The organism is Ruminococcus sp. 8Y-12, assembly GCF_058119865.1.
Map to the genome: position 1 here is coordinate 2010781 of NZ_CM176623.1, position 21720 is coordinate 2032500.

Consider the following 21720-nt stretch of genomic DNA (forward strand, 5'->3'; position numbering starts at 1 on the left):
ACCATATCTTTCGATGCGTTGATTAACTTCATGTCAGTGGGGGATACCGATTTCTTTGCGCCCGCCACTGCCGTTATTCTTGTTGAAAAGCTAATGTTATCATAGCATCTGTGAGACAAGATTTCAACAACCCGAGACTTTTTCATCAAATGAATAGGTGAGGCTTCACAGATTCTGCAAAATAATGTATAATCATTACAATACGTAAAGAAATGAGGTCATGCCTATGAATCTTACGAAAGATCAGAAGGAAAAGCTTGTGATGGCGGTGCAGGCAGTACTGGGTGCTCTGTTTATCGGACTTTCCATAAAAAACAGTGCGAAGACCCAATCAGATCAAATGAAAAAGGTCTTGGCAAAGAATGCTAAGCAGGCGGGAAAACTGTATAAGCTGGAGTACAAGCTTCAGAAAAGAGAACTAAAGCGAAAGTATAGACATACAGGCACTGTAAAAAAGGAATCCTGGTTTGCCAGACATATCAGCTAAACCAGATATCACCAGTACAGTACACTAGGAATGAAAGTCAGGAAAGGAGTCCAGAAATATGAGCCTGCTCATTAAAAATGGAAGAGTCATTGACCCCGGAACGGGGAGAGACGGAGAGTATGATATACTGATAGAAGAGGGACGCATTGTAAAGGTCGACAAAAACATAGAGGAAGAGACGGATGAGGTGCTGGACGCAGAGGGGTGCTACGTGATGCCGGGTCTGATTGACCTGCATGTGCACCTGCGGGACCCGGGATTCACCTACAAAGAGACAGTGGAATCTGGGGCCATGGCGGCTGCGAGAGGCGGCATCACCACAGTTGTGGCTATGCCGAATACCAAGCCGGTGACGGATGAGAAGACGAGAGTGGCCTATGTACACCACAAAGCAGAGATGATGGCCCCGATCCATGTGCTCCAGGCAGGGGCAATCACCAAAGGACAGGCAGGGAAGGAACTGGCTGATATCGAGGGCATGGTGGCGGCGGGAGCGCCTGCCATCAGCGAGGACGGCAAGTCTGTAATGGATTCCGGGCTTTACCGCCAGGCTATGCGTAAGGCTGCAAAGCTGGGAATTCCGGTTCTGGCACACTGCGAGGATATCAATATGGTGGAAGGCGGAGTGGTAAATGAGGATGAAAACACAAAGGCCCTGGGACTGAAGGGGATCAGCAACGCTGTGGAGGATGTGATTGCGGCCAGAGACATCATGCTGGCAAAGGAGACAGGGGCAAGGCTGCACTTATGCCACTGTTCTACAGCCGGCAGTGTAGAGATGGTCAGAAAGGCTAAGGCTGAGGGAGTTGCTGTGACCGCAGAGGTATGTCCCCACCACTTTATCCTGTCTACGGAAGACATAAAGAAAGCGGATGCCAATTATAAGATGAATCCCCCCCTTCGCACACGCCAGGATGTGGATGCGCTGGTGCAGGGACTTAAAGACGACATCATGGACGTGATCTCCACAGACCATGCGCCTCACAGCGTGGAGGAAAAGAGTCTGCCAATAGACAAGGCGCCTTTTGGCATTGTAGGGCTTGAGACATCTGTGGCATTGACCATGACAGAGCTGGTACACAAGGGGATTTTGACCCCAATGCAGATGGCAGAGAAGATGAGCGCCAATCCGGCTAAAGTTCTCGGGATTGACAGGGGAACTCTGGAAGAGGGGAAAGAAGCGGATGTGACTGTGATTGACCCCAATGCCGAGTTTACCATCTGCGCGGAGGAATTTGCCTCAAAAGGAAGGAACACCCCCTTTGAGGGAAGAGAGGTAAAGGGCAGAGTGATGGCTACTATCTGCGGCGGCAGAATTGTCTACCGCTATACGGACGAAATGAGATAAGGAGAAAATTAGATTATGATACAGAAACTGATAAGCAATATTCAGAAAACGCACGCACCCATTGTTGTGGGACTGGACCCTATGATGAATTATATTCCGGAGCACATTCAAAAAAAAGCATTTGAAGAGTACGGGGAGACACTCAAGGGGGCTGCTGAGGCCATCTGGCAGTACAATAAAGAAATTGTGGACTGTACCTGGGACCTGATCCCGGCAGTAAAGCCCCAGATTGCCATGTATGAGCAGTTCGGCATTGAGGGAATGATTGCGTATAAGAGAACTGTGGATTACTGTAAGGAAAAGGGCCTGGTAGTGATTGGAGACATAAAAAGAGGCGACATCGGATCTACCTCCGCTGCCTATGCGGTGGGGCACCTGGGCAGGGTACAGGTGGGCAGTAAGAGCTATGCGGGATTTGACGAGGATTTTGCCACTGTCAATCCCTATCTGGGATCAGACGGAATCAAGCCGTTTATTGATGTGTGTAAAGAGGAAAAAAAGGGCATTTTTATTTTAGTGAAGACTTCCAATCCATCCAGCGGAGAGTTCCAGGATCAGTTGGTGGACGGACGTCCCCTCTATGAGCTGGTGGGCGAGAAGGTAGCCCAGTGGGGAGCAGAGTGTATGGGAGAGAACTATAGCTATGTGGGCGCTGTGGTGGGAGCTACTTACCCCGAGATGGGCAAGGTGCTGCGCAGAATCATGCCCAAATCCTTTATTCTGGTGCCCGGATATGGAGCACAGGGTGGAAAAGGTGCGGATCTGGTACACTTTTTTAACGAGGACGGACTGGGAGCCATCGTGAATTCTTCCAGAGGAATTATTGCAGCGTACAAGCAGGAAAAGTATGCAAAGTACGGTGCAGAGCATTTTGGAGATGCGGCGAGAGCAGCGGTGAAGGATATGGCAGAGGATATTGACACTGCATTGAAAAACCGATAGAAAAGAAACCGACAGGGGACAAGCGCCCTGATGTTTATCGATACAAAGGAGAGTTAGAATGTCAGAAAAATTTCAAGAGAACTGCCGGATCATCAGCCAGGATAGGATCGGAACCGGAATCTTCAGCATGTGGCTTCAGACCGGGGAAATAGCGGGGAAAGCCAAAGCAGGCCAGTTCATCTCCCTGTACTGCGCGGATGGAAGCCGTCTGCTGCCGCGCCCCATCAGTATCTGTGAGATCAGGCCGGATGAGGGACTGCTGCGCATCGTTTACCGGGTTGCAGGCGAAGGAACCGAAGAGTTTTCTAAGTTGAAGGCACAAGAGACGGTCAGGGTGATGGGCCCCCTAGGAAATGGTTTTCCCACAGAGCGGACCAGGCCTGGTATGAAGGCCCTGCTCATCGGAGGGGGAATCGGTTTGCCTCCTCTTGTGGAGTTGGGAAGACAGCTGGCAGGTGAGGTGCAGGTAGCTGCCGGATTTCGGGATGAGCGCTTTCTGGAGGAGGAGCTCGGTTCTTTTGACGCTTATGCGGTGGCCACCGAGGATGGGAGCGCAGGAACAAAGGGAAATGTGCTGGATGCCATCCGCGAGCAGAACCTGGAGGCGGATATTATCTATGCATGCGGACCTACTCCTATGCTTCGGGCGCTGAAAGCGTATGCCCAGGAGAAGGAGATCGAGTGCTGGTTGTCACTGGAGGAGAGGATGGCATGCGGAATCGGCGCCTGTCTGGCCTGTGTGTGCAAGTCCAAAGAGGTAGATGGACACACCCATGTACACAATAAGAGAGTCTGTAAAGAAGGACCAGTCTTTTTATCCACGGAGGTGGAGATATGATTAATACAAAAGTAAACATCGCGGGCGTAGAGCTGAAGAATCCAATGATGACAGCATCCGGAACCTTTGGGTCAGGGGAAGAGTACAGTGAATTTATAGATTTGAACAAGCTGGGGGCAGTGGTGACAAAGGGTGTGGCTAATGTGCCCTGGCCGGGAAATCCCACGCCCAGAGTGGCGGAGACTTATGGGGGAATGCTCAATGCCATTGGTCTTCAGAATCCGGGTGTGGAAGTATTTGTAAAGAGAGATCTGCCCTTTTTAAAGCAGTTTGACACGAAAGTGATTGTGAATGTGTGTGGAAAAAGTGCGGAGGATTACTGTGAGGTTGTGGAGCGGCTCTCGGATGAGCCGGTAGATCTGCTGGAAATCAACATCAGTTGTCCCAATGTGAAAGAGGGAGGGATCGCCTTTGGGCAGAATCCCGCTTCCGTGGAGGAGATCACCAGGATGGTGAAGCGGGTGGCAAAGCAGCCCATTATTATGAAGCTGAGTCCCAACGTTACGGATATCACTGAGACTGCCCGTGCTGCCCAGGCGGGCGGAGCGGATGCACTGTCTCTGATCAATACACTCACAGGAATGAAGATTGATGTGAACCGCCGCACCTTTGTGCTGGCAAATAAAACTGGTGGAATGTCGGGGCCTGCTGTGAAACCCATTGCTGTGCGCATGGTTTATCAGGTGGCCTGCGCGGTGAATCTGCCCATAATAGGGATGGGGGGGATTTCCAGCGCGGAGGATGCCCTGGAATTTATTTTAGCAGGAGCCACAGGAGTTTCCGTGGGCACGGCCAACTTTTATAACCCACAGGCCACGAGGGAAGTGGCAGAGGGGATTGCGGACTATATGGAGCGCAACGGGATTGAAAAGATTACGGAATTGATCGGGGCTGTGCGTTGAGCAGCGGGGAAGCAGAAGGAAAATTTTTAGAGGAAATAAGGAGAAAACCAACATATGGAGAGTTACAAGAAAGAGTTTATCGATTTTATGGTGGACAGCCAGGTGCTGAAGTTTGGGGAGTTTACGTTAAAGAGCGGCAGAAAGTCTCCGTTCTTTATGAATGCGGGAGCCTATGTGACGGGCACTCAGCTGCGCAAGCTGGGAGAGTATTACGCTAAGGCCATCCGCGACAATTACGGGCTGGACTTTGACGTGCTGTTCGGGCCGGCATACAAGGGAATTCCTCTGAGTGTTGCCACAACTATGGCAATCAGCGACCTTTACGGTAAAGACATCCGCTACTGTTCCAACCGTAAGGAAGCCAAGGATCACGGAGATGCGGGGATTTTGCTGGGGAGTGCCATCCGGGATGGGGACAGAGTGGTTATTATTGAGGATGTGACCACCTCCGGAAAATCTATTGAGGAAACCTTTCCTATTTTGAGGGCACAGGGAGATGTGGAGATCAAGGGGCTTATGGTATCGCTAAACCGGATGGAGAGAGGAAAAGGCACAAAGAGCGCACTGGAGGAGATCCAGGAGAAATACGGATTTCCGGCAGCTGCGATCGTGACCATGGAAGAGGTGGTGGAGTGTCTTTACAATAAGGAATGTCATGGGCAGATTGTCATCAATGACGCCATAAAGTCTGCCATTGACGCATATTATGAAGAATACGGAGCAAAATAAGCAGGCGGAATATCAGAGGAGGACTTTGCATGAACGAGAAAATCTATAAAACCATGGGCAATGTTGGCGGAGCAAACCTGGTTATGGGCATCATAATCATGGTCACAGGAATTTCTGCGGGTATCATGATGATTATCAACGGGGCAAGACTCTTAAAGAATAAAAAGAATGTGTTAATTTAGATTATGAAGAAGGAAACAAAGAGAATGATACGTATCGCCGGCTTTGTGATGTTTGTGTGCTACCTGCTGGCGCTTACGTACTTTCTGTTTTTTGCAGAGAGCTATGGAAGAGCGATACAGGACAGGCAGTACTCATACAATCTGACGCCCCTAAAAGAAATCAAGCGGTTCTGGACATACAGAGAGAGCCTGGGTTTGATGGCAGTCTTCCTGAATCTGGCGGGAAATGTTCTGGCATTTGTCCCCTTTGGGGCAATACTGCCGGTGCTGTGGAACCGGACCCGCGGGTTTATCCGGATTGGAGTGATGACCTTTGAGTTTAGCTTGCTGGTGGAGACCATACAGCTGGTATCCAAGGTAGGGAGCTTTGATGTGGATGACCTGCTTTTAAATACGCTGGGGGGAATCCTGGGGTACGCAGCTTTTGTTGTCTGTAATTACATGAGGAGAAAGTTATATGGCTAAAAAACGTATGTACTCATTTGCTGAGAAAAAGCATTCTCAGAGAGGGCTGGTGTCCAGTATTCTGGGAGGGATTTCTCTAGTGATTTTCCTGGTTCTGTCTTACCTGGCGTACTATCTGGGAGGAGAGGGAGGAGCATATCTGGGCTCCATTGGGCTGACAGGTGTGATCTTTGCCATAACGGGCTTTATTCTGGGGCTTTTAAGCTTTCGGGAGTCCAATACCCTTTATTTTTTCTCCAAATTGGGCTCTATTTTAAACGGATGTGTACTGGCGGTCTGGATCTTTGTAATCTTGATCGGAATCTGAGATGGAGGGTGGAAAAATGGACAGGCTGAAACAGCAGATGGATTTTATTTTAGAAGTGGACAAACTGAAAAATATTGGTAGGCAGACATATCTTTCAAGCGGTGAGCGAAAGGAGAATGATGCGGAGCACTCCTGGCATCTGGCTCTGATGTGCACCCTGTTGGCGGAACATGCAAACAGGAAAATTGACGTTCTGCGGACTATGACCATGGTGCTGATCCATGATATCGTGGAGATAGATGCAGGAGATACCTATGCCTATGACGCGCAGGGAAATGCATCTAAGAGGGAGCGGGAAGTAAGGGCAGCAGAGCGCATCTTTCATCTTCTTCCCGATGATCAGGCCGCATACATGAGAGAGCTCTGGGAGGAGTTTGAGGAGGGGGAGACTGCGGAGGCTAAGTTTGCTCTCACCTTGGACAAGGTGCAGCCGGTGATGCTCAATGCAGCTTCCGGTGGAAAGTCCTGGAGAGAGCATGAGGTGGGACTTCCGCAGATTTTGAAGCGCAACGAGCGCACTCCGGAAGGGTCAGAGGCGGTTTGGCAGTATGCGAAAGGCCTGATTTGTGAAAATGTAGAAAAAGGAAATATTAAGGAGTAAGGGATATGCAGGAAGAGATTCAGATTGTAAAAGAGCGCTATGAACTTACTATAGAACGTATCTCCTCTATTTTAGAGGAGGATACGGTACCGGAGCCGTTTGACGATTATTTCAGAAAAACGGCCTCTTTTCTTTTAAAGATGAAAACCGTGAAGGAGCAGATTGAGAGCGGGGCGGTAAGTACGTTTTCACTGGAACAGTGGCAGGAGATGAACCATGGGATGTACGAGGATATTCTGCCGGAAAATTACCACGAAAGCTACGGAAATCCGGACTATGCGGTGGAGAAGCTGGGTGAGATACACGGTAGAATCCTGAGTTTTCTCTATACGGAACTGAGGGGCATTATCGTTTACGTCTTTGAGGAGCGCCTGGAAGAAATAACGATTCTGCAGGAGCTTTTTATTGAGATTTACAACTGCTTTGAGGAGGAGCTTCCCACCTATCGGACCATCCAGCAGATTGTCTACTGGTTTGTCAGTGACTACAGTGATCTCACCGTAACCCGGCGGGTACGTGAGGCGGTAGATCCCGCCTTAGATTTTGCTGTGAGAATCGTGATGGAGGGGGATCTGCAGGACCTGCGCTATCTGTATAAATACGGAGAGTATATTTCGGAAAATGAGATCGAGACAGCCATACATCTCAATAAGCTTCCGGAGGAGACCATAAAGCTGATGGCATCCACCTACACGGAGGGATACCGGATTGGGTTTGAGCTGGGAAACAAGGACCTGTCAAAAAAGAAAACGGTAAATATCCGGTATAAGATTGGCTTTGAGCGCATGATACGCCAGGCGGTCCTCAACTTTGAAAAGATGGGGCTAAAACCAATCATCTACCGGGCAGCCACTGCAAGCATTAACAAGAGACAGCACCATAGGATAGGTTATTATGGAGGGATTCCCAACAAGCAGTTTGACTATGATCACAGGGCAGACAGTGCAATCTATCTGGACAAGCCTTTTGCTGAGCGGAAGCTGGGTGTTCAAAGGACTGCTTACGAGAAGTATAAGGAGATGGCCTATGTCCACGGAGGACCTGCGTGTGTGGAGACCTTCGGGGAGGATCCATTTGTACCCTGTAACAAGGAGAGCGCTTATCACCTCTCACCAAAACAGCAGCAGCTCAGCGTTTATCTGGACAATGAATCTGTTCAGATTACCAACCGGTATATCAGGGGGGAGGAGCGCAGCTTTACCATTATTGCATTTCCAATCCCAGAGATCGGAGATCAGTTTGCCGAAATCTTTGATGAAGTGGTAAAGATCAACACCCTTGACTATCAGAAATACAGCCGGATTCAGCAGACGATCATAGAGGCCCTGGACCGGGGGTGTGCGGTGCACATAGAGGGACAGGGCGGCAACCACACAGACCTGACCGTGCAGCTTCATACACTGAAGGATGCTAAAAGGGAAACCAATTTCGAAAACTGTGTGGCGGACGTAAACATTCCGGTGGGAGAAGTATTCACATCACCAGTATTAAAGGGCACAAACGGTATTCTGGAGGTGAGCCGGGTCTATCTTAACGAGCTGTGCTACCAAGGCCTGCACCTGGAGTTTCAGGATGGTATGGTTACTGACTACACCTGTACAAACTTCGAGTCAGAGGAGCAGAATCAGGAGTATATCCGGGAGAATATTTTATTTCACCACGCCTCTCTTCCTATGGGAGAATTTGCCATAGGCACCAATACAACTGCCTACGCTGCGGCAAGAAGATACGGGATAGCTAAGAGGCTGCCCATTCTGATCGCGGAGAAGATGGGACCCCACTTTGCTGTGGGAGACACCTGCTACAGCTGGTCTGAGGATACGCCGGTGTTTAACCCGGATGGACGGGAGATCATTGCCAGGGACAATGAGGTTTCCATCCTGCGCAGGGAGGATGCGGGAAAAGCTTACTATGGCTGCCACACAGATATCACCATACCATACCAGGAGCTGGGGCATATTGAGGTGATCTCTCCGGATGGAAGCAGGATTCCCATTATCAAAAACGGCAGGTTTGTGCTGCCGGGTACGGAAGAATTGAATATACCTCTGGAGGAAAAGGATGAAGTATAAGATAATGGTGTTTGATTTGGACGGAACCCTGACCAACTCTGAGAAGAAGATCACACCCTACACAAAAGAGGTACTGCTGCGGTATCAGCAGAGCGGAGGAAGGGTAGTGCTGGCATCCGGGCGTCCCACTTATGGGGTGGCGCCTCTTGGGGAGGAATTGTCCCTGGACAGGTACGGGGGCTTTCTTCTCTCCTTTAACGGCGGAATGATCACGGATTGCCGTACAGGTAAGGCAGTATATGAGAGTTCTTTGAACCAGGAGGCTGTGAGGAGGATTTGTGATCTGTCGGTAGAGCATGGGACAGCGCTGGTGTCCTATCAGGATGAGTGGCTGATCACAGAGCAGCCGGATGACTTCTATATTTTAAAAGAGTCCAGCATTAATCATATGGAGATTAAAAAGGTGGAAAGTCTGGTTGATTATATAACCTTTCCAGTGACAAAGTGTCTAATGACTGCCAACTCCCATCATCTGGCGCAGGTGGAACCTAAGGTGAGGGAGGCACTGGGGACGAGGTTTTCAGTTTACCGATCAGAGCCGTATTTCCTGGAGATCATGCCAGAGAATATTGATAAGGCGGCCTCCCTGCAGCGGCTACTCAATATTTTGAAAATGAACAGAGAGAGCTTAGCGGCATTCGGTGACGGATTTAACGACAAATCCATGCTTGCCTTTGCGGGGCTGGGGGTGGCTATGCGCAATGCCCAGGAGGCAGTGAAGGCAGTGGCCGACTGTGTTACTCTTTCAAATGACAATGAGGGAGTGGCGTATATGGTGAACAAACTGATGGAAGAGGAAGCAGAATAGTTGACAAGGAAGCCCTGAGTTAGTAAAATATAAAATTAGGGAACGTTTGAAAATACATAAAAAGGAGATATTATACCATGGCAAAAGTAGGTATTGTAATGGGTAGTGATTCAGATATGCCAATCATGGCAAAGGCAGCAGACATTTTGGAGCAGCTTGGAGTGGACTATGAGATGACTGTAATTTCCGCTCACAGAGAGCCGGATGTATTCTTTGAGTACGCAAAATCAGCTGAGGATAAGGGATTTAAAGTGATTATAGCAGGCGCAGGAATGGCCGCTCATCTGCCTGGAATGTGTGCGGCAATCTTCCCAATGCCGGTGATTGGTATTCCAATGCACACCACTTCTCTGGGCGGAAGAGATTCCCTGTACTCTATTGTACAGATGCCAAGTGGTATACCGGTGGCAACCGTAGCAATCAACGGCGGTGCCAATGCAGGTATCCTGGCAGCGAAGATTCTGGCTACTTCAGATCCTGAACTTCTGGAGAGACTGAAAAAATATTCATCTGATCTGAAGGATCAGGTGGTTGCAAAAGATGAAAAGCTTCAGAAGATCGGATATAAAGAGTATTTAAAGCAGAAATAAAATACGTGATGGAAGAAAAGGATCACAGTACCAGGAGGAAGAAAAATGGATTACAAGAACGCAGGCGTTGATATTGAAGCCGGATACAAGTCGGTTGAACTTATGAAGGAACATATTAAAAAGACAATGAGACCGGAGGTGCTGACAAACATTGGCGGCTTTTCCGGAGCCTTCTCCATGGAGGCATTTAAAAATATGGAAAAGCCCACCCTGGTATCCGGAACGGACGGTGTGGGCACGAAACTGAAACTGGCTTTTATTTTGGACAGGCATGATACGGTTGGTATTGACTGTGTGGCTATGTGCGTCAATGATATCGCATGCGCAGGCGGTGAACCTCTGTTCTTCCTGGACTACATAGCGTGCGGTAAGAATGTGCCGGAGAAGATTGCCACCATCGTCAGCGGCGTAGCGGAGGGCTGTGCCCAGTCAGGCGCTGCTCTGATCGGCGGTGAGACGGCTGAGATGCCCGGTTTTTATCCGGAGGATGAGTATGACCTGGCCGGCTTTGCCGTGGGTGTTGTGGATGAGAAGGATCTGATCACCGGTAAGGAGATTAAGGACGGTGACACACTGATCGGTATTGCATCGTCAGGTGTTCACAGCAACGGTTTTTCCCTCGTTCGGAAAGTTTTCCAGATGGATAAGGAGACCTTAAATACGTACCATGAGGAGTTGGGAACTACGCTGGGGGAGGCGTTGATCGCGCCCACCAAGATTTATGTAAAGGCGCTTAAAATGGTAAAGGAAGCAGGTGTGCGCATCAAGGGCTGCAGCCATATTACAGGCGGCGGTTTCTACGAAAATGTTCCGCGTATGCTCCCGGAGGGTGTGTGCGCTGTGATCAAAAAGGACAGCTACCAGGTGCCCCCCATCTTTAAGCTGCTGGCAAAAGAGGGAAAGATCGCGGATGAGATGATGTACAATACCTACAATATGGGTATCGGTATGGTACTGGCAGTGGATGCGGCGGATGCGGAAAAAACAATGGAAGCAATCAAGGCATCCGGTGAGATACCCTATGTGCTGGGTGAGGCTAAAGCCGGGGAAAAAGGAGTAACATTATGCTAAAGATGGCAGTTTTGGTTTCTGGCGGTGGAACAAACCTGCAGGCCATTCTTGACAACATCAGGGACGGCGGGATAACCAACGCAGAGATTTCCGTTGTGATCAGCAACAATAAAAATGCGTATGCCCTGGAAAGGGCAAAGCAGCACCAGATAGACGCAGTCTGTATCTCTCCCAGGGAATTCGCTTCCAGGGAAGAGTTTAACATGGCGCTTTTGGAAAAGATCCAGTCCTACCACGTGGACCTGGTGGTGCTGGCCGGCTGTCTGATAGTCATACCTGAAATCATGGTAGATGCCTACCCCAACAGGATCATCAATGTACATCCCGCGCTGATTCCGGCATTCTGCGGAACAGGTTACTATGGACTGAAGGTTCATGAGGCAGTTTTGGAGCGGGGCGCAAGGGTGACAGGGGCCACAGTTCATTTTGTGGACCACGGCACAGATACCGGTCCTATCATTTTGCAGAAGGCTGTGGAAGTGAGGCAGGGGGATACCCCGGAAATCCTCCAGAGAAGAGTGATGGAGGAGGCGGAGTGGAAGATTCTGCCCAGAGCCATCGACTTAATCGCAAATGGTAAAATACGTGTTGAAGATAACCATGTCTTGATAGAGGAGAAGGGGCAGCAAGGATGAAAGTATTAATTGTGGGAAGCGGCGGAAGAGAACATGCAATTGCATGGAAGGTGGCCCAGAGCAAAAAAGTGACAGAGATTTACTGTGCGCCTGGTAACGCTGGGATTGCAGAATATGCATCCTGTGTGGATATCAGCGCTATGGAATTTGACAAGCTGGCAGAGTTTGCAAAGGACAAAGAGATTGATCTGACCATTGTGGGTATGGATGATCCCCTGGTGGGCGGTATCGTGGATGTATTTGAAGCACAGGGCCTGCGCGTATTCGGCCCCAGAAAAAATGCTGCGATCCTGGAAGGGTCCAAGGCATTTTCAAAAGATCTGATGAAAAAATATGGAATCCCCACAGCCGGGTATGAGAATTTTGAGGACCCCAAGGAGGCCTTAGCTTACCTTGAGAAGGCACAGTTCCCGATTGTTTTAAAAGCAGACGGCCTGGCTCTCGGCAAGGGGGTTTTAATCTGCATAACTCTTGAGGAGGCCAAAGAGGGCGTCAAGAGCATTATGGAGGATAAAAAGTTCGGCACAGCAGGGAACAAGATGGTTATTGAGGAGTTTATGACAGGCCGGGAAGTGTCTGTGCTGTCCTTTGTGGACGGAAAAACCATCAAGACCATGACTTCCGCCCAGGACCACAAGCGTGCAGGGGACGGAGACACCGGGCTGAACACAGGTGGGATGGGAACCTTTTCACCCAGCCCGTTCTACACAAAAGAAGTAGATGAATTCTGCAGAAAATATATTTATCAGGCCACTGTGGATGCCATGGCTTCTGAGGGCAGAGCGTTCAAGGGGATTATTTTCTTTGGACTGATGCTGACGGAAAATGGCCCTAAGGTATTGGAGTATAATGCACGATTTGGTGATCCTGAGGCCCAGGTAGTGCTGCCCAGGATGAAAAATGACATTGTGGAAGTGTTTGAAGCCTGTGTGGACGGAACCTTAGATCAGATTGACCTGCAGTTTGAGGACAATGCGGCCGTGTGTGTGGTTCTGGCATCTGACGGGTATCCTGTAAAATACGAAAAAGGTTATGTGATTAAAGGGCTTGAGAACTTTCAGAACCGGGACGGGTACTATGTATTTCATGCAGGTACAAAACAGACAGAAGAGGGTATTGTGACAAACGGAGGGCGCGTGCTGGGTGTGACTGCTACAGGAAAGGACTTAAAAGAGGCCAGAGCAAATGCCTACGAAGCAATCAAGCTGGTGGAATTTGAGAACAAATACTACCGCCATGATATCGGAAAGGCAATTGACGAAGCGTAAGCGACTCACACAAATGGAGGAATTTATGAGAACAATGAAGAGAACCCGGAGATTTGTCCTGGCTCTGGCAGTGCTGCTGCTTTGGGCTATGGCTCTTCCCGTACTGGCCGCATCCGATGACAATTCCCTGTCAGCACTGAATGTGCACAATGGAACCGTCACGCCGGATTTTGCCTATAATATATGGGAGTATGAGGTGACAGTGGAGCCGGGAACTACAGAGCTTCTGCTGGAACCCACCACCTCGGACGCAAATGCATCCATCACTTCTATCACAGGTACTGTGCTGCAGGATGGAAAAGCAACGGTATTCATCAATACCATGTCGGAGAGCGGATCTCCCATGACCTACACTCTGTATGTGAGCGAGGGAGGAGATGCGGCGAAGGAGACGGAGGCAGTCCAGACCGAGCCCCAGACTGAGAAGGCGACGGAGGCGATGACCGAGGCGGTGGCCCAACCTCTGGCGCAGACAGAAACCCAGACAGAGGCTGCGGCAACTAATACGCTTCAGGATCAGATCACAAAGTTGAAGTCCAATTCAGATTTGATGATGAAAATTGTGTATGGGCTGATTGCACTCGCAGTAATTTTATTGTTTTTGATTATTAACTTAATTTTGAAAAATAGAGATCTGAAAGATGACTTGAAGGATGCTGAGGATCAGCTGGCCTATCAGACAAATGAGTTTGCCAGAAAAGAAAAGTCCATGGTGACGGATAACTACTATGCGCCTACCCAGCAGGGCAGGTCAGGTGGAGAAAAGAACACCCAGGATATGCAGCAGGATGCCGCGGCAGCTCCGGTAACGCCGGTGGCACCGGCAGTGGAGGAGACCTTTGGCACAAGAGGGACGCCGGGAGGCTACCAGGGAATGCAGCCGGAGGATGTCTTGCCCAGCAAACCGATTACAGCCGACATCTCTGCACAACAGCCGGTAACTCAGGAGACAAATGGCAGCCAGCCGGAGCAGACGCCACAGGAGGCAGCGGGCAACAGAGAGTCTGCACCAACAGCGGATGATGAGAAAAAAGATGTAAATGTGACAATGGTTGAACTTTAGATGAGAAAGCGAAAGGGGCTTGAAAAAGGCCCCTTTTGTGTTGTGACTTGACAGTTCATTCCACTTGTTATAATATAAATATAACAAAAGAAAACAAGAGGGTGACACTATGGTGATTAAGATTGATTTTCAGAGCGATGAAGCCCTGTATATACAGCTGCGAAACCAGATTATTATTGGAATTGCTACTTCCGTGATTCAGGAGGGAGATGCACTTCCATCTGTCAGGCAGCTTGCAGAGGACATTGGAATCAATATGCATACAGTTAACAAAGCCTATGCAGTGCTGCGGCAGGAGGGATTTCTCACCATAGACCGCAGACGTGGCGCCATAATTGCGCTGGATATAGATAAACTGCAGGCGATGGAGGAGATGAAAAAGAATCTCCGGGTAATTTTGGCCAAGGCCAGATGCAAAAATATTTCAGCCCAGGAGGTTCATGATATGGTGGATGATCTTTTTGACGAATATCATGCACAGGAGCATAGCTGAATTTAGACAAAACAGGAGGATGCGACATGCGGGAACAATATACGGAAAATGCCAGAAAGGCATTGGAACTTGCCAGGAAGGCGGCAGACAAATACGGACATGGATATGTGGGTTCCGAGCATCTGCTGCTGGGACTGATCGAGGAGGAAAAGGGAACAGCGGCGATGGTACTGTCGGAAAGCGGTGTGGATGAGGACAAGCTGTTGGAGCTGATTGAAAAGCTGATCGCACCGGAGGGAAATGTGAAAGAGGCCTGGAGAGAGGGGTATACGCCCAGGGCCCAGGCTTTGCTGGAGGGGAGCCTTAGGGAGGCATCCCTGTTTCATATGGACCAGGTGGGCACAGAGCATATCCTGATTACCATGATCAAGGATGGGGAGTGCGTGGCCACCAGATTGCTGCACACCCTGGGAATCAATATCCAGAAACTCTATATGGCAGTTCTTGAGACCATGGGAATTGAGGAGGAGATGTACAAGGAGCTGGCGCAGGGGGCCAAGGCGGCTAAGAACCGGCAGGGCACCACCCCTACCCTGGACCAGTACAGCCGGGATTTAACCAGGATGGCGGCAGAAGGAGAGCTGGACCCTGTGATCGGCAGGGAGGAGGAAATAGAACGCATTCTGCAGATATTAAGTCGCAGAACAAAGAACAATCCCTGCCTGATCGGCGAACCGGGAGTAGGGAAGACCGCGGTGGTGGAAGGGCTGGCACAGAGAATTGTCACCGGGGCAGTGCCACAGACAGTCCAGGATAAGAGAGTAGTCACTCTGGATCTGGCCAGTATGATTGCCGGCTCTAAGTACAGAGGAGAGTTTGAGGAGAGGATAAAAAAGGTACTCAGAGAGGTTTCTGACAGCAGGGATGTGTTGCTGTTTATTGATGAACTGCACACCATCATCGGAGCCGGAGGGGCGGAGGGGGCCATGGATGCCTCCAATATCATGAAGCCGGCCCTCTCCAGAGGTGAGATTCAGCTTATTGGAGCTACCACCATTGAGGAATACCGTAAGCATATAGAGAAGGACCCGGCGCTTGAGAGGAGGTTCCAGCCGGTCACGGTGGAGGAACCCACAGAGGAAGAGGCCATCGCCATCTTAAAGGGACTGAGGCCCAATTACGAATCTTTTCACGGTGTGGAGATTACGGATGAGGCAGTGGAGGCTGCGGTAGAACTCTCCAACCGCTATATCAATGACCGTTTCCTCCCTGATAAGGCCATTGATCTGATTGACGAGGCATCCTCCAAGCTCCAACTTCGTGGTTACAAAGCACCTGATCACATTGAGCAGATACAGGAGGAAATAGACCAGCTTTATAGCGAGAAGGAGGAGGCGATTAAGGCCGGTGATTTTGCGTTGGCCAGGAATCTGAAGGCAGAGCAGGAGGAGAAGGAGCAGAGGCTTGAGAAGATGCGGAGGAATCTGGAAAAGCGGAGTGCATCCAAAAGAGCTGTGGTGCAGGAGGAAGATATTGCGGAGGTAGTATCTACCTGGACAAAGATTCCGGTCAAGAGGCTGGCACAGAAGGAGACCCAGCGGCTGCTCAAGATGGAACAGATCTTGCACAAGAGAGTAATCGGACAGGAGGAAGCGGTGTCAGCGGTGGCCAAGGCCATCAAAAGAGGGCGTGTGGGCTTAAAAGATCCCAAGCGTCCCATTGGGTCCTTCCTGTTCTTAGGGCCCACGGGAGTGGGTAAGACAGAACTCTCAAAAGCGGTTGCGGAAGCAGTGTTTGGAAGCGAGCAGGCCATGATCCGGGTTGACATGTCCGAGTATATGGAAAAGCACAGCGTTTCCAAGCTGGTCGGCTCCCCGCCGGGATATGTAGGGTACGATGAGGGGGGACAGCTCAGTGAGAAGGTCCGGAGGAATCCTTATTCTGTCATTTTATTTGATGAGATTGAGAAAGCACATCCGGATGTGTTCAATATCCTGCTTCAGGTGCTGGATGATGGCCATATCACAGATTCCCAGGGAAGAAAAGTGGACTTTAAAAACACCATACTCATCATGACCTCCAATGCAGGGGCGCAGTCCATAATCTCGCCCAAGAAGCTCGGCTTTGCGGCGGCCAATGACGAGAAAGCCAACTATGAGACTATGAAAGGAAGTGTGATGGAGGAGGTCAAACGGATGTTCAAGCCGGAGTTCCTCAACCGCATTGATGAGATCATCGTATTCCACTCCTTGAATCACACACACATTAAAAGTATTGTTTCCATTTTGCTTAAGGATTTCGCAAAGCGCTGCAAGGAGCAGATGAACATTACTTTAGAAGTGAGGAGCTCTGCGAAAGAGTTGATTTCCCAGGCAGGATTTGATGAAAAATACGGTGCTCGTCCACTAAAGCGTGCGATCCAGAGCAAGATAGAAGATGCCCTGGCACAGGAGATTTTGGAGGGAAGGGTAAAGGCAGGAGACACGGTGGCTGTGGGGACAGCCAACAAAGAAATTAAATTTTCTGTAAAGTAGAGAAAAGCTCTGGCATAATTCGAGGTTTTATGATAGAATTTAGCACATAGAGACAATACCAGGAGGGCATAAAAATGTCAGTAATCAGCGAGTTAATACGCACAGAAGCAGATGGAACGATCAGTTTCGGCAACTATGAACTGGATCAGAAATCCAAAGTTTCCGATTTTGAGCACAATGGTGATTTGTATAAAGTAAAGACCTTTAGGGAAATTACAAAGCTGGAGAGAAATGGGATGTTTGTTTACGAATCTGTTCCAGGCACTACGGTGAATCACCTGGATGTGACAGAGTCGGGAATGACTTTCCAGGTAGAGGGACCGACAGATGCGCAGATCACAGTGGAGCTGGAGGAGGATACGGAGTATCAGATCTTTGTGGAGGACAGTGAAGTCGGTGAAATGAAGACGAACCTGGGCGGCAAACTTGTGCTCAGTGTAGAGCTTGAAGGCGCGGAGACAGTAACGATTAAAATCGAGAGAGCTTAGTCTTGCAGTAAGATCCGTATACAGGTGGGAGACATCTGTATACGGATTTTTTCATATCATAGGAAAGTCCTTCGGAATTCCCTATGATATAAAAAGCCCTCCGGGCGGGATCGTCCTGCGCGCAGGATTCTTTTTATTATTACATAGAAAAGTCTTTGACACGTATGCTGGAGAATGATGGAGGAAGACAGATGGCAAAAGGAAAGAGTACGGTATTTTTCTGTCAAAACTGTGGTTATGAGTCTGCCAAATGGATGGGACAGTGTCCCGCATGCAGAGAGTGGAACAGTTTTGCTGAGGAAACGGTACAGAAGGCCCCGGGGGCAAAGATTAGCAGAAGGACAACAACGGCTGAGCCGGTGCAGCTAAATAGCATTGAGACAAATGAAGAAATTCGGACCGCTTCCGGAATGAAGGAGCTGGACAGGGTACTGGGAGGAGGCATTGTCCCCGGATCTCTGGTGCTGGTTGGAGGGGACCCGGGAATCGGGAAATCTACCCTGCTGCTGCAGGTCTGCAAAAACCTGACAGATCAGGGCAAAAGGGTTCTGTATATATCAGGTGAGGAATCGCTGCAGCAGATCAAGATGCGCGCCAAAAGGATTGGTGAGATCGGTGAAGGACTGTTCCTGCTGTGTGAGACCAATCTGGCATCTGTTCGGGAGGCTATAGAGCGAACGAAGCCGGACGTGGTGGTCATAGATTCCATACAGACTATGTATAATGAAGAAGTCTCCTCAGCACCGGGCAGTGTGTCCCAGGTGCGGGAGTCCACAGGAGTCTTCATGCAGATTGCAAAAGGCATGAGTATTACCATTTTCATTGTGGGTCATGTGACAAAAGAGGGGGTGGTGGCAGGACCGAGAGTTCTGGAACATATGGTGGACACTGTACTCTATTTTGAGGGGGACAGACACGCTTCGTACCGCATACTCAGAGGGGTGAAGAACCGATTTGGATCAACCAATGAGATCGGTGTTTTTGAAATGAGAGACAGGGGATTGGAGGAGGTGGAAAATCCCTCCGAGTTTATGCTGAGTGGGAAACCTGAGGGGGCATCCGGGTCCATAGTGGCTTGTTCTATGGAAGGCACCCGTCCCATTCTCATAGAAATTCAGGCACTGGTTTGCCAGAGCAATATGGCAATGCCCAGAAGAACAGCGGTGGGAACAGATTACAACCGGGTAAATCTGCTGATGGCTGTGCTGGAAAAACGGCTTGGGCTGCACCTGTCCTCCTGTGATGCCTATGTGAATATCGCTGGAGGGATTCGGATGAACGAGCCGGCCATTGACCTGGGAATCGTTCTGGCGTTGATCTCCAGCTATAAAGACAGGGCAATTGATGAGAAGACCATAGCTTTCGGCGAGGTGGGACTCAGCGGGGAGGTCCGCGCTGTCAATATGGCGGAGCAGAGGGTGCAGGAGGCAAAAAAGCTGGGATTTACCACTGTGATTATGCCCCAGGTATCCATAGCGGCGGCTGAAAAAATTAAGGATATCCGTATTGTAGGGGTGAGAAGCTTAAGAGATGCTGTAAACTGCATCTAATCCATTGGCTTTTCGTCCAGCAGCCTGCGGACAATCTGATTGGTTTCCTCCAAGGTGTATGCATGGTCGGAGAGATACTGCACAAAATCCAGAAAGGCCTGGTAGATACCGGGTTCCCTGAGGATGGCAAACCGCATGTCACATTGATCTAATAGCATACAGAAGAACACCTGGTTTTCCGCAAGCAATTCAAAATAGAGGCTGTCGGGAAAGGCGATGGTTTCCTTCAAAAGCAGGCTGTAAGCCATTGTCTTTCCATTTTCTTGAATAAAGGTTTCAAGGGTTTTTCTGCGGTCCGCAACCGTCAGGGGAGGAAGGCAGGCAGTGGCCTGACCCACAATCCTGCCCGTTTCCCACAGCAGTTTTAAACCTTTCCATGAAAAAAAAGCAGTTGTGTTGGAAAGGCGTTTTCCGGGTTCGCGATGCGCAAGATATTCACTGGTCAGATATGAGGACAACCCCAAGGATTGGAAGCCGGAAAGTACAGTTTCTTCAGGGATACAGGAAGTCAGGCAGGGCTGCTGCTTAAAAAAAGCCACAAGTGGTATACAGGGATCGCTTCCGTGCTTGTAAAGGGAAGCGGCATCCTCTGGGGTGTGAGTGATCTGCATCATCTGTTTGGCCTTTGAAAAGGCATTCTCCATCTCCTGGCGATAGGCTATGATTTTGGCGGGGTCCTGGATACAGATACTTTTTGTCATATCGGATGAAATCACCAGTACAGCCATATCAGTAATCAAGTAGTAGGGCCAGGCCCTTTCCGCTGTGGCCGCCATCCCTTCCACACAGTATGAAAAATAAGGTAAATAGGTCTCAAACCTGGAAAGGGCAAGAGGAAGCACATGGCGCAGAACCTGTAAATTCTGGAGGCGGCCGGAATCTTGCTTGTCCTCCTGAATCAGAAAAAACAAGTGCTTAAAACAGATCTTTTTGCGGTATTTGAGGTGATACTGATTTAATGCAATGGAAATAGGAAAGGGGGAGTCCGGAGGCAGATTACACAGCAGCGGCATATTTGTATCCAAGGAAGCAAAAGCACGCTCCAGAAGGCTAAAAACCAGGCAGGTGGTCTGCAAAAGTGTATCAGACTTCAGAGGCAGCTTGTCTGTAGAATCCGGAGCCTGCAGGTTTACAAACAGAGGAGCCTTGTTGGTGTCAAGCTCCATTATTTCAGAGAGCAATTTTTTTATGTGTTCTCTGTTTTGATAAACAGCGGCTCCTGATTTTTCTTCCTCATAAAGATTCAGGATTTCTCTGCGGTCCCTGGCATTTATGCGCAGAGAATCACAAAAGCTGCTTAAAAAGGCCTTGGAGGGCAGCCTAAGACCGCTGACAAGGCGATGTATGGACGCACGATCCAGACCGGTATTTTTTGCAAATGTATATACTGTGTAGCCGTTCATTTCCAGATGCTGTCTGCATCGTTCACTCAGTTTTGACATCTGACGCTCTCCCATTTTTTTAATCAATGTTTATTTGATTTAAGATGTACCGGTTTGTCTCAAGCAGAGAATAGGAGTTGGCAGAATCGCTCATATATTGGAGATAATCGGCAAAAGCCTCAAAAATACTGGATTCGTTGATTAAGATAAAGCGAATTCTGTTGTTCTCTTCAAACATGCAAAACAGCAGCTGGTTTTCCGGCAATAGCTCCAGATAGAAATTTTCCGAAAAGGGAAAATTTGTTTTCAGCATTTTACATTCCTGAAGATTTCCATTATTTGTCTCCACAAACCGTCTCAAGAGGCTTCGCCTCTGCTCCAGATCCAATGGGGGCAGATAGGAAGACATCTGTCCTCTTATTTGCCCTGTCTTAAGAAAACTCCTTAAGCCTGCTTCAAAAAAGTAAGAGGGGGACGCCTTTGATGCCGGAGCATCGGCAAATTGGGGGAATGATCTTTGCAGCCGGCCATCCACATCATAGGAGAAAAGGGGCTGCAGCAGGCTTTGGGGTAGGCAGGGGAGAAAGCAAGGCATGCTCTCCATAGAACTGCACACAGGCCCTTTGGCGAGCTTTGCATTAAGGTATAAGCTCAAGGAGTCATTAATTGAGCTGCTGACAGACATCAAAGGGCGTGAATCTTGAAAAATGCGCTCCATCTCTGAACGGTACATTTCAACATGTACGGGATTCGTGTGCAGGATACTCTTTGTAAAGTCTGCGGAAAAAACGAGCACAGTATCATGTGCAATCAAGTAATAAGGCCAAACACATTGGAAGCAGTCAGTCTCAGATATTTGACTGTAGGTATAGTATGGAAGGTAATTCGCAAAGCCTGAGAACACCAGGGGGAGTACATTGGAGAGGGTCTTCAGGTTACAATTGCTGTTAATCTGCACATGAGGATTAGAAGAAAAGGTAACTAAGTGTTTCAAAGAAATTTTTCTTCTGTATTTTATGTAGAGC

Annotated in this window: 23 protein-coding genes; 21 read left to right on the forward strand and 2 right to left on the reverse strand. The window is 49.2% G+C overall.

Annotated elements, in window-relative coordinates:
* Positions 1-226: 226 nt before the first annotated feature.
* The 21 genes from AC0THY_RS07285 (at position 227) to radA (ending at position 19313) form a co-directional block, all read left to right on the forward strand.
* Positions 227-487, forward strand: coding sequence for a hypothetical protein (locus AC0THY_RS07285; RefSeq protein WP_489993776.1), 261 nt, complete (start codon positions 227-229; stop codon positions 485-487).
* 58 nt (positions 488-545) lie between these two features.
* A complete protein-coding gene (locus AC0THY_RS07290) occupies positions 546-1835 on the forward strand; it encodes a dihydroorotase (RefSeq protein ID WP_489993777.1) in 1290 nt (429 codons plus the stop codon).
* Between the two features lie 15 nt (positions 1836-1850).
* Positions 1851-2777 (forward strand): orotidine-5'-phosphate decarboxylase, encoded by a 927-nt coding sequence (gene pyrF / locus AC0THY_RS07295; protein ID WP_489993778.1) that lies wholly within the window; start codon positions 1851-1853, stop codon positions 2775-2777.
* Positions 2778-2835: 58 nt separating this feature from the next.
* A complete protein-coding gene (locus tag AC0THY_RS07300) occupies positions 2836-3615 on the forward strand; it encodes a dihydroorotate dehydrogenase electron transfer subunit (protein ID WP_489993779.1) in 780 nt (259 codons plus the stop codon).
* A complete protein-coding gene (locus AC0THY_RS07305) occupies positions 3615-4517 on the forward strand; it encodes a dihydroorotate dehydrogenase (protein ID WP_489994155.1) in 903 nt (300 codons plus the stop codon). Before AC0THY_RS07300 ends, AC0THY_RS07305 begins: the two co-directional genes overlap by 1 nt.
* Positions 4518-4571: 54 nt before the next feature.
* A complete protein-coding gene (pyrE, locus tag AC0THY_RS07310; protein ID WP_489993780.1) occupies positions 4572-5246 on the forward strand; it encodes an orotate phosphoribosyltransferase in 675 nt (224 codons plus the stop codon).
* 29 nt (positions 5247-5275) lie between these two features.
* Complete coding sequence (locus AC0THY_RS07315) at positions 5276-5428, forward strand: hypothetical protein (RefSeq protein WP_489993781.1); 153 nt, start codon at positions 5276-5278, stop codon at positions 5426-5428.
* Between the two features lie 24 nt (positions 5429-5452).
* The gene (locus tag AC0THY_RS07320; RefSeq protein ID WP_489993782.1) at positions 5453-5893 is read left to right on the forward strand and encodes a VanZ family protein; all 441 of its coding nucleotides are present in this window, start codon (positions 5453-5455) and stop codon (positions 5891-5893) included.
* Complete coding sequence (locus AC0THY_RS07325; RefSeq protein ID WP_489993783.1) at positions 5886-6200, forward strand: DUF6142 family protein; 315 nt, start codon at positions 5886-5888, stop codon at positions 6198-6200. The genes AC0THY_RS07320 and AC0THY_RS07325 overlap by 8 nt, the downstream gene beginning before the upstream one ends.
* 16 nt (positions 6201-6216) lie before the next feature.
* Entirely contained in the window at positions 6217-6801 is a 585-nt protein-coding gene (locus tag AC0THY_RS07330) for an HD domain-containing protein (RefSeq protein ID WP_489993784.1), read from the forward strand.
* A gap of 5 nt (positions 6802-6806) precedes the next feature.
* Positions 6807-8873, forward strand: coding sequence for an aminopeptidase (locus AC0THY_RS07335; RefSeq protein WP_489993785.1), 2067 nt, complete (start codon positions 6807-6809; stop codon positions 8871-8873).
* The gene (locus AC0THY_RS07340; protein ID WP_489993786.1) at positions 8863-9681 is read left to right on the forward strand and encodes a Cof-type HAD-IIB family hydrolase; all 819 of its coding nucleotides are present in this window, start codon (positions 8863-8865) and stop codon (positions 9679-9681) included. Before AC0THY_RS07335 ends, AC0THY_RS07340 begins: the two co-directional genes overlap by 11 nt.
* 77 nt (positions 9682-9758) lie before the next feature.
* Positions 9759-10271: a 5-(carboxyamino)imidazole ribonucleotide mutase gene (gene purE / locus AC0THY_RS07345; protein WP_489993787.1), complete on the forward strand. Its 513-nt coding sequence runs from the start codon at positions 9759-9761 to the stop codon at positions 10269-10271.
* Positions 10272-10316: 45 nt separating this feature from the next.
* On the forward strand, positions 10317-11342 hold the full coding sequence (purM, locus tag AC0THY_RS07350; protein ID WP_489993788.1) for a phosphoribosylformylglycinamidine cyclo-ligase: 1026 nt from the start codon (positions 10317-10319) through the stop codon (positions 11340-11342).
* Positions 11336-11977, forward strand: coding sequence for a phosphoribosylglycinamide formyltransferase (gene purN / locus AC0THY_RS07355; RefSeq protein ID WP_489993789.1), 642 nt, complete (start codon positions 11336-11338; stop codon positions 11975-11977). Before purM ends, purN begins: the two co-directional genes overlap by 7 nt.
* Positions 11974-13245 (forward strand): phosphoribosylamine--glycine ligase, encoded by a 1272-nt coding sequence (gene purD, locus AC0THY_RS07360; protein WP_489993790.1) that lies wholly within the window; start codon positions 11974-11976, stop codon positions 13243-13245. Before purN ends, purD begins: the two co-directional genes overlap by 4 nt.
* A gap of 25 nt (positions 13246-13270) precedes the next feature.
* Positions 13271-14308, forward strand: a complete 1038-nt coding sequence (locus AC0THY_RS07365; protein ID WP_489993791.1) for a cadherin-like beta sandwich domain-containing protein — start codon at positions 13271-13273, stop codon at positions 14306-14308.
* Positions 14309-14417: 109 nt separating this feature from the next.
* Positions 14418-14801: a GntR family transcriptional regulator gene (locus AC0THY_RS07370; protein WP_489993792.1), complete on the forward strand. Its 384-nt coding sequence runs from the start codon at positions 14418-14420 to the stop codon at positions 14799-14801.
* Positions 14802-14827: 26 nt separating this feature from the next.
* Positions 14828-17275 carry an ATP-dependent Clp protease ATP-binding subunit gene (locus AC0THY_RS07375; RefSeq protein ID WP_489993793.1) on the forward strand — a complete coding sequence of 816 codons (2448 nt, stop codon included), beginning with the start codon at positions 14828-14830 and terminating at the stop codon, positions 17273-17275.
* Between the two features lie 74 nt (positions 17276-17349).
* Positions 17350-17763 (forward strand): endosialidase, encoded by a 414-nt coding sequence (locus AC0THY_RS07380; RefSeq protein WP_489993794.1) that lies wholly within the window; start codon positions 17350-17352, stop codon positions 17761-17763.
* Positions 17764-17954: 191 nt separating this feature from the next.
* Positions 17955-19313 (forward strand): DNA repair protein RadA, encoded by a 1359-nt coding sequence (gene radA / locus AC0THY_RS07385; RefSeq protein ID WP_489993795.1) that lies wholly within the window; start codon positions 17955-17957, stop codon positions 19311-19313.
* Here radA and AC0THY_RS07390 read toward each other — a convergent pair.
* Both AC0THY_RS07390 and AC0THY_RS07395 read right to left on the reverse strand, forming a co-directional pair.
* Complete coding sequence (locus tag AC0THY_RS07390; protein WP_489993796.1) at positions 19310-20755, reverse strand: helix-turn-helix domain-containing protein; 1446 nt, start codon at positions 20753-20755, stop codon at positions 19310-19312. The genes radA and AC0THY_RS07390 overlap by 4 nt on opposite strands.
* Before the next feature lie 19 nt (positions 20756-20774).
* On the reverse strand, positions 20775-21104 hold the full coding sequence (locus tag AC0THY_RS07395) for a hypothetical protein (protein ID WP_489994231.1): 330 nt from the start codon (positions 21102-21104) through the stop codon (positions 20775-20777).
* Positions 21105-21720 lie beyond the last annotated feature (616 nt).

Coding starts and splice junctions, on each gene's coding strand:
- AC0THY_RS07285 (WP_489993776.1), top strand. CDS start 227: ATGAATCTTACGAAAGATCAGAAGGAAAAGCTTGTGATGGCGGTGCAG.
- AC0THY_RS07290 (WP_489993777.1), top strand. CDS start 546: ATGAGCCTGCTCATTAAAAATGGAAGAGTCATTGACCCCGGAACGGGG.
- pyrF (WP_489993778.1), top strand. CDS start 1,851: ATGATACAGAAACTGATAAGCAATATTCAGAAAACGCACGCACCCATT.
- AC0THY_RS07300 (WP_489993779.1), top strand. CDS start 2,836: ATGTCAGAAAAATTTCAAGAGAACTGCCGGATCATCAGCCAGGATAGG.
- pyrE (WP_489993780.1), top strand. CDS start 4,572: ATGGAGAGTTACAAGAAAGAGTTTATCGATTTTATGGTGGACAGCCAG.
- AC0THY_RS07315 (WP_489993781.1), top strand. CDS start 5,276: ATGAACGAGAAAATCTATAAAACCATGGGCAATGTTGGCGGAGCAAAC.
- AC0THY_RS07320 (WP_489993782.1), top strand. CDS start 5,453: ATGATACGTATCGCCGGCTTTGTGATGTTTGTGTGCTACCTGCTGGCG.
- AC0THY_RS07325 (WP_489993783.1), top strand. CDS start 5,886: ATGGCTAAAAAACGTATGTACTCATTTGCTGAGAAAAAGCATTCTCAG.
- AC0THY_RS07330 (WP_489993784.1), top strand. CDS start 6,217: ATGGACAGGCTGAAACAGCAGATGGATTTTATTTTAGAAGTGGACAAA.
- AC0THY_RS07335 (WP_489993785.1), top strand. CDS start 6,807: ATGCAGGAAGAGATTCAGATTGTAAAAGAGCGCTATGAACTTACTATA.
- AC0THY_RS07340 (WP_489993786.1), top strand. CDS start 8,863: ATGAAGTATAAGATAATGGTGTTTGATTTGGACGGAACCCTGACCAAC.
- purE (WP_489993787.1), top strand. CDS start 9,759: ATGGCAAAAGTAGGTATTGTAATGGGTAGTGATTCAGATATGCCAATC.
- purM (WP_489993788.1), top strand. CDS start 10,317: ATGGATTACAAGAACGCAGGCGTTGATATTGAAGCCGGATACAAGTCG.
- purN (WP_489993789.1), top strand. CDS start 11,336: ATGCTAAAGATGGCAGTTTTGGTTTCTGGCGGTGGAACAAACCTGCAG.
- purD (WP_489993790.1), top strand. CDS start 11,974: ATGAAAGTATTAATTGTGGGAAGCGGCGGAAGAGAACATGCAATTGCA.
- AC0THY_RS07365 (WP_489993791.1), top strand. CDS start 13,271: ATGAGAACAATGAAGAGAACCCGGAGATTTGTCCTGGCTCTGGCAGTG.
- AC0THY_RS07370 (WP_489993792.1), top strand. CDS start 14,418: ATGGTGATTAAGATTGATTTTCAGAGCGATGAAGCCCTGTATATACAG.
- AC0THY_RS07375 (WP_489993793.1), top strand. CDS start 14,828: ATGCGGGAACAATATACGGAAAATGCCAGAAAGGCATTGGAACTTGCC.
- AC0THY_RS07380 (WP_489993794.1), top strand. CDS start 17,350: ATGTCAGTAATCAGCGAGTTAATACGCACAGAAGCAGATGGAACGATC.
- radA (WP_489993795.1), top strand. CDS start 17,955: ATGGCAAAAGGAAAGAGTACGGTATTTTTCTGTCAAAACTGTGGTTAT.
- AC0THY_RS07390 (WP_489993796.1), bottom strand. CDS start 20,755: ATGTCAAAACTGAGTGAACGATGCAGACAGCATCTGGAAATGAACGGC.
- AC0THY_RS07395 (WP_489994231.1), bottom strand. CDS start 21,104: ATGTCTTCCTATCTGCCCCCATTGGATCTGGAGCAGAGGCGAAGCCTC.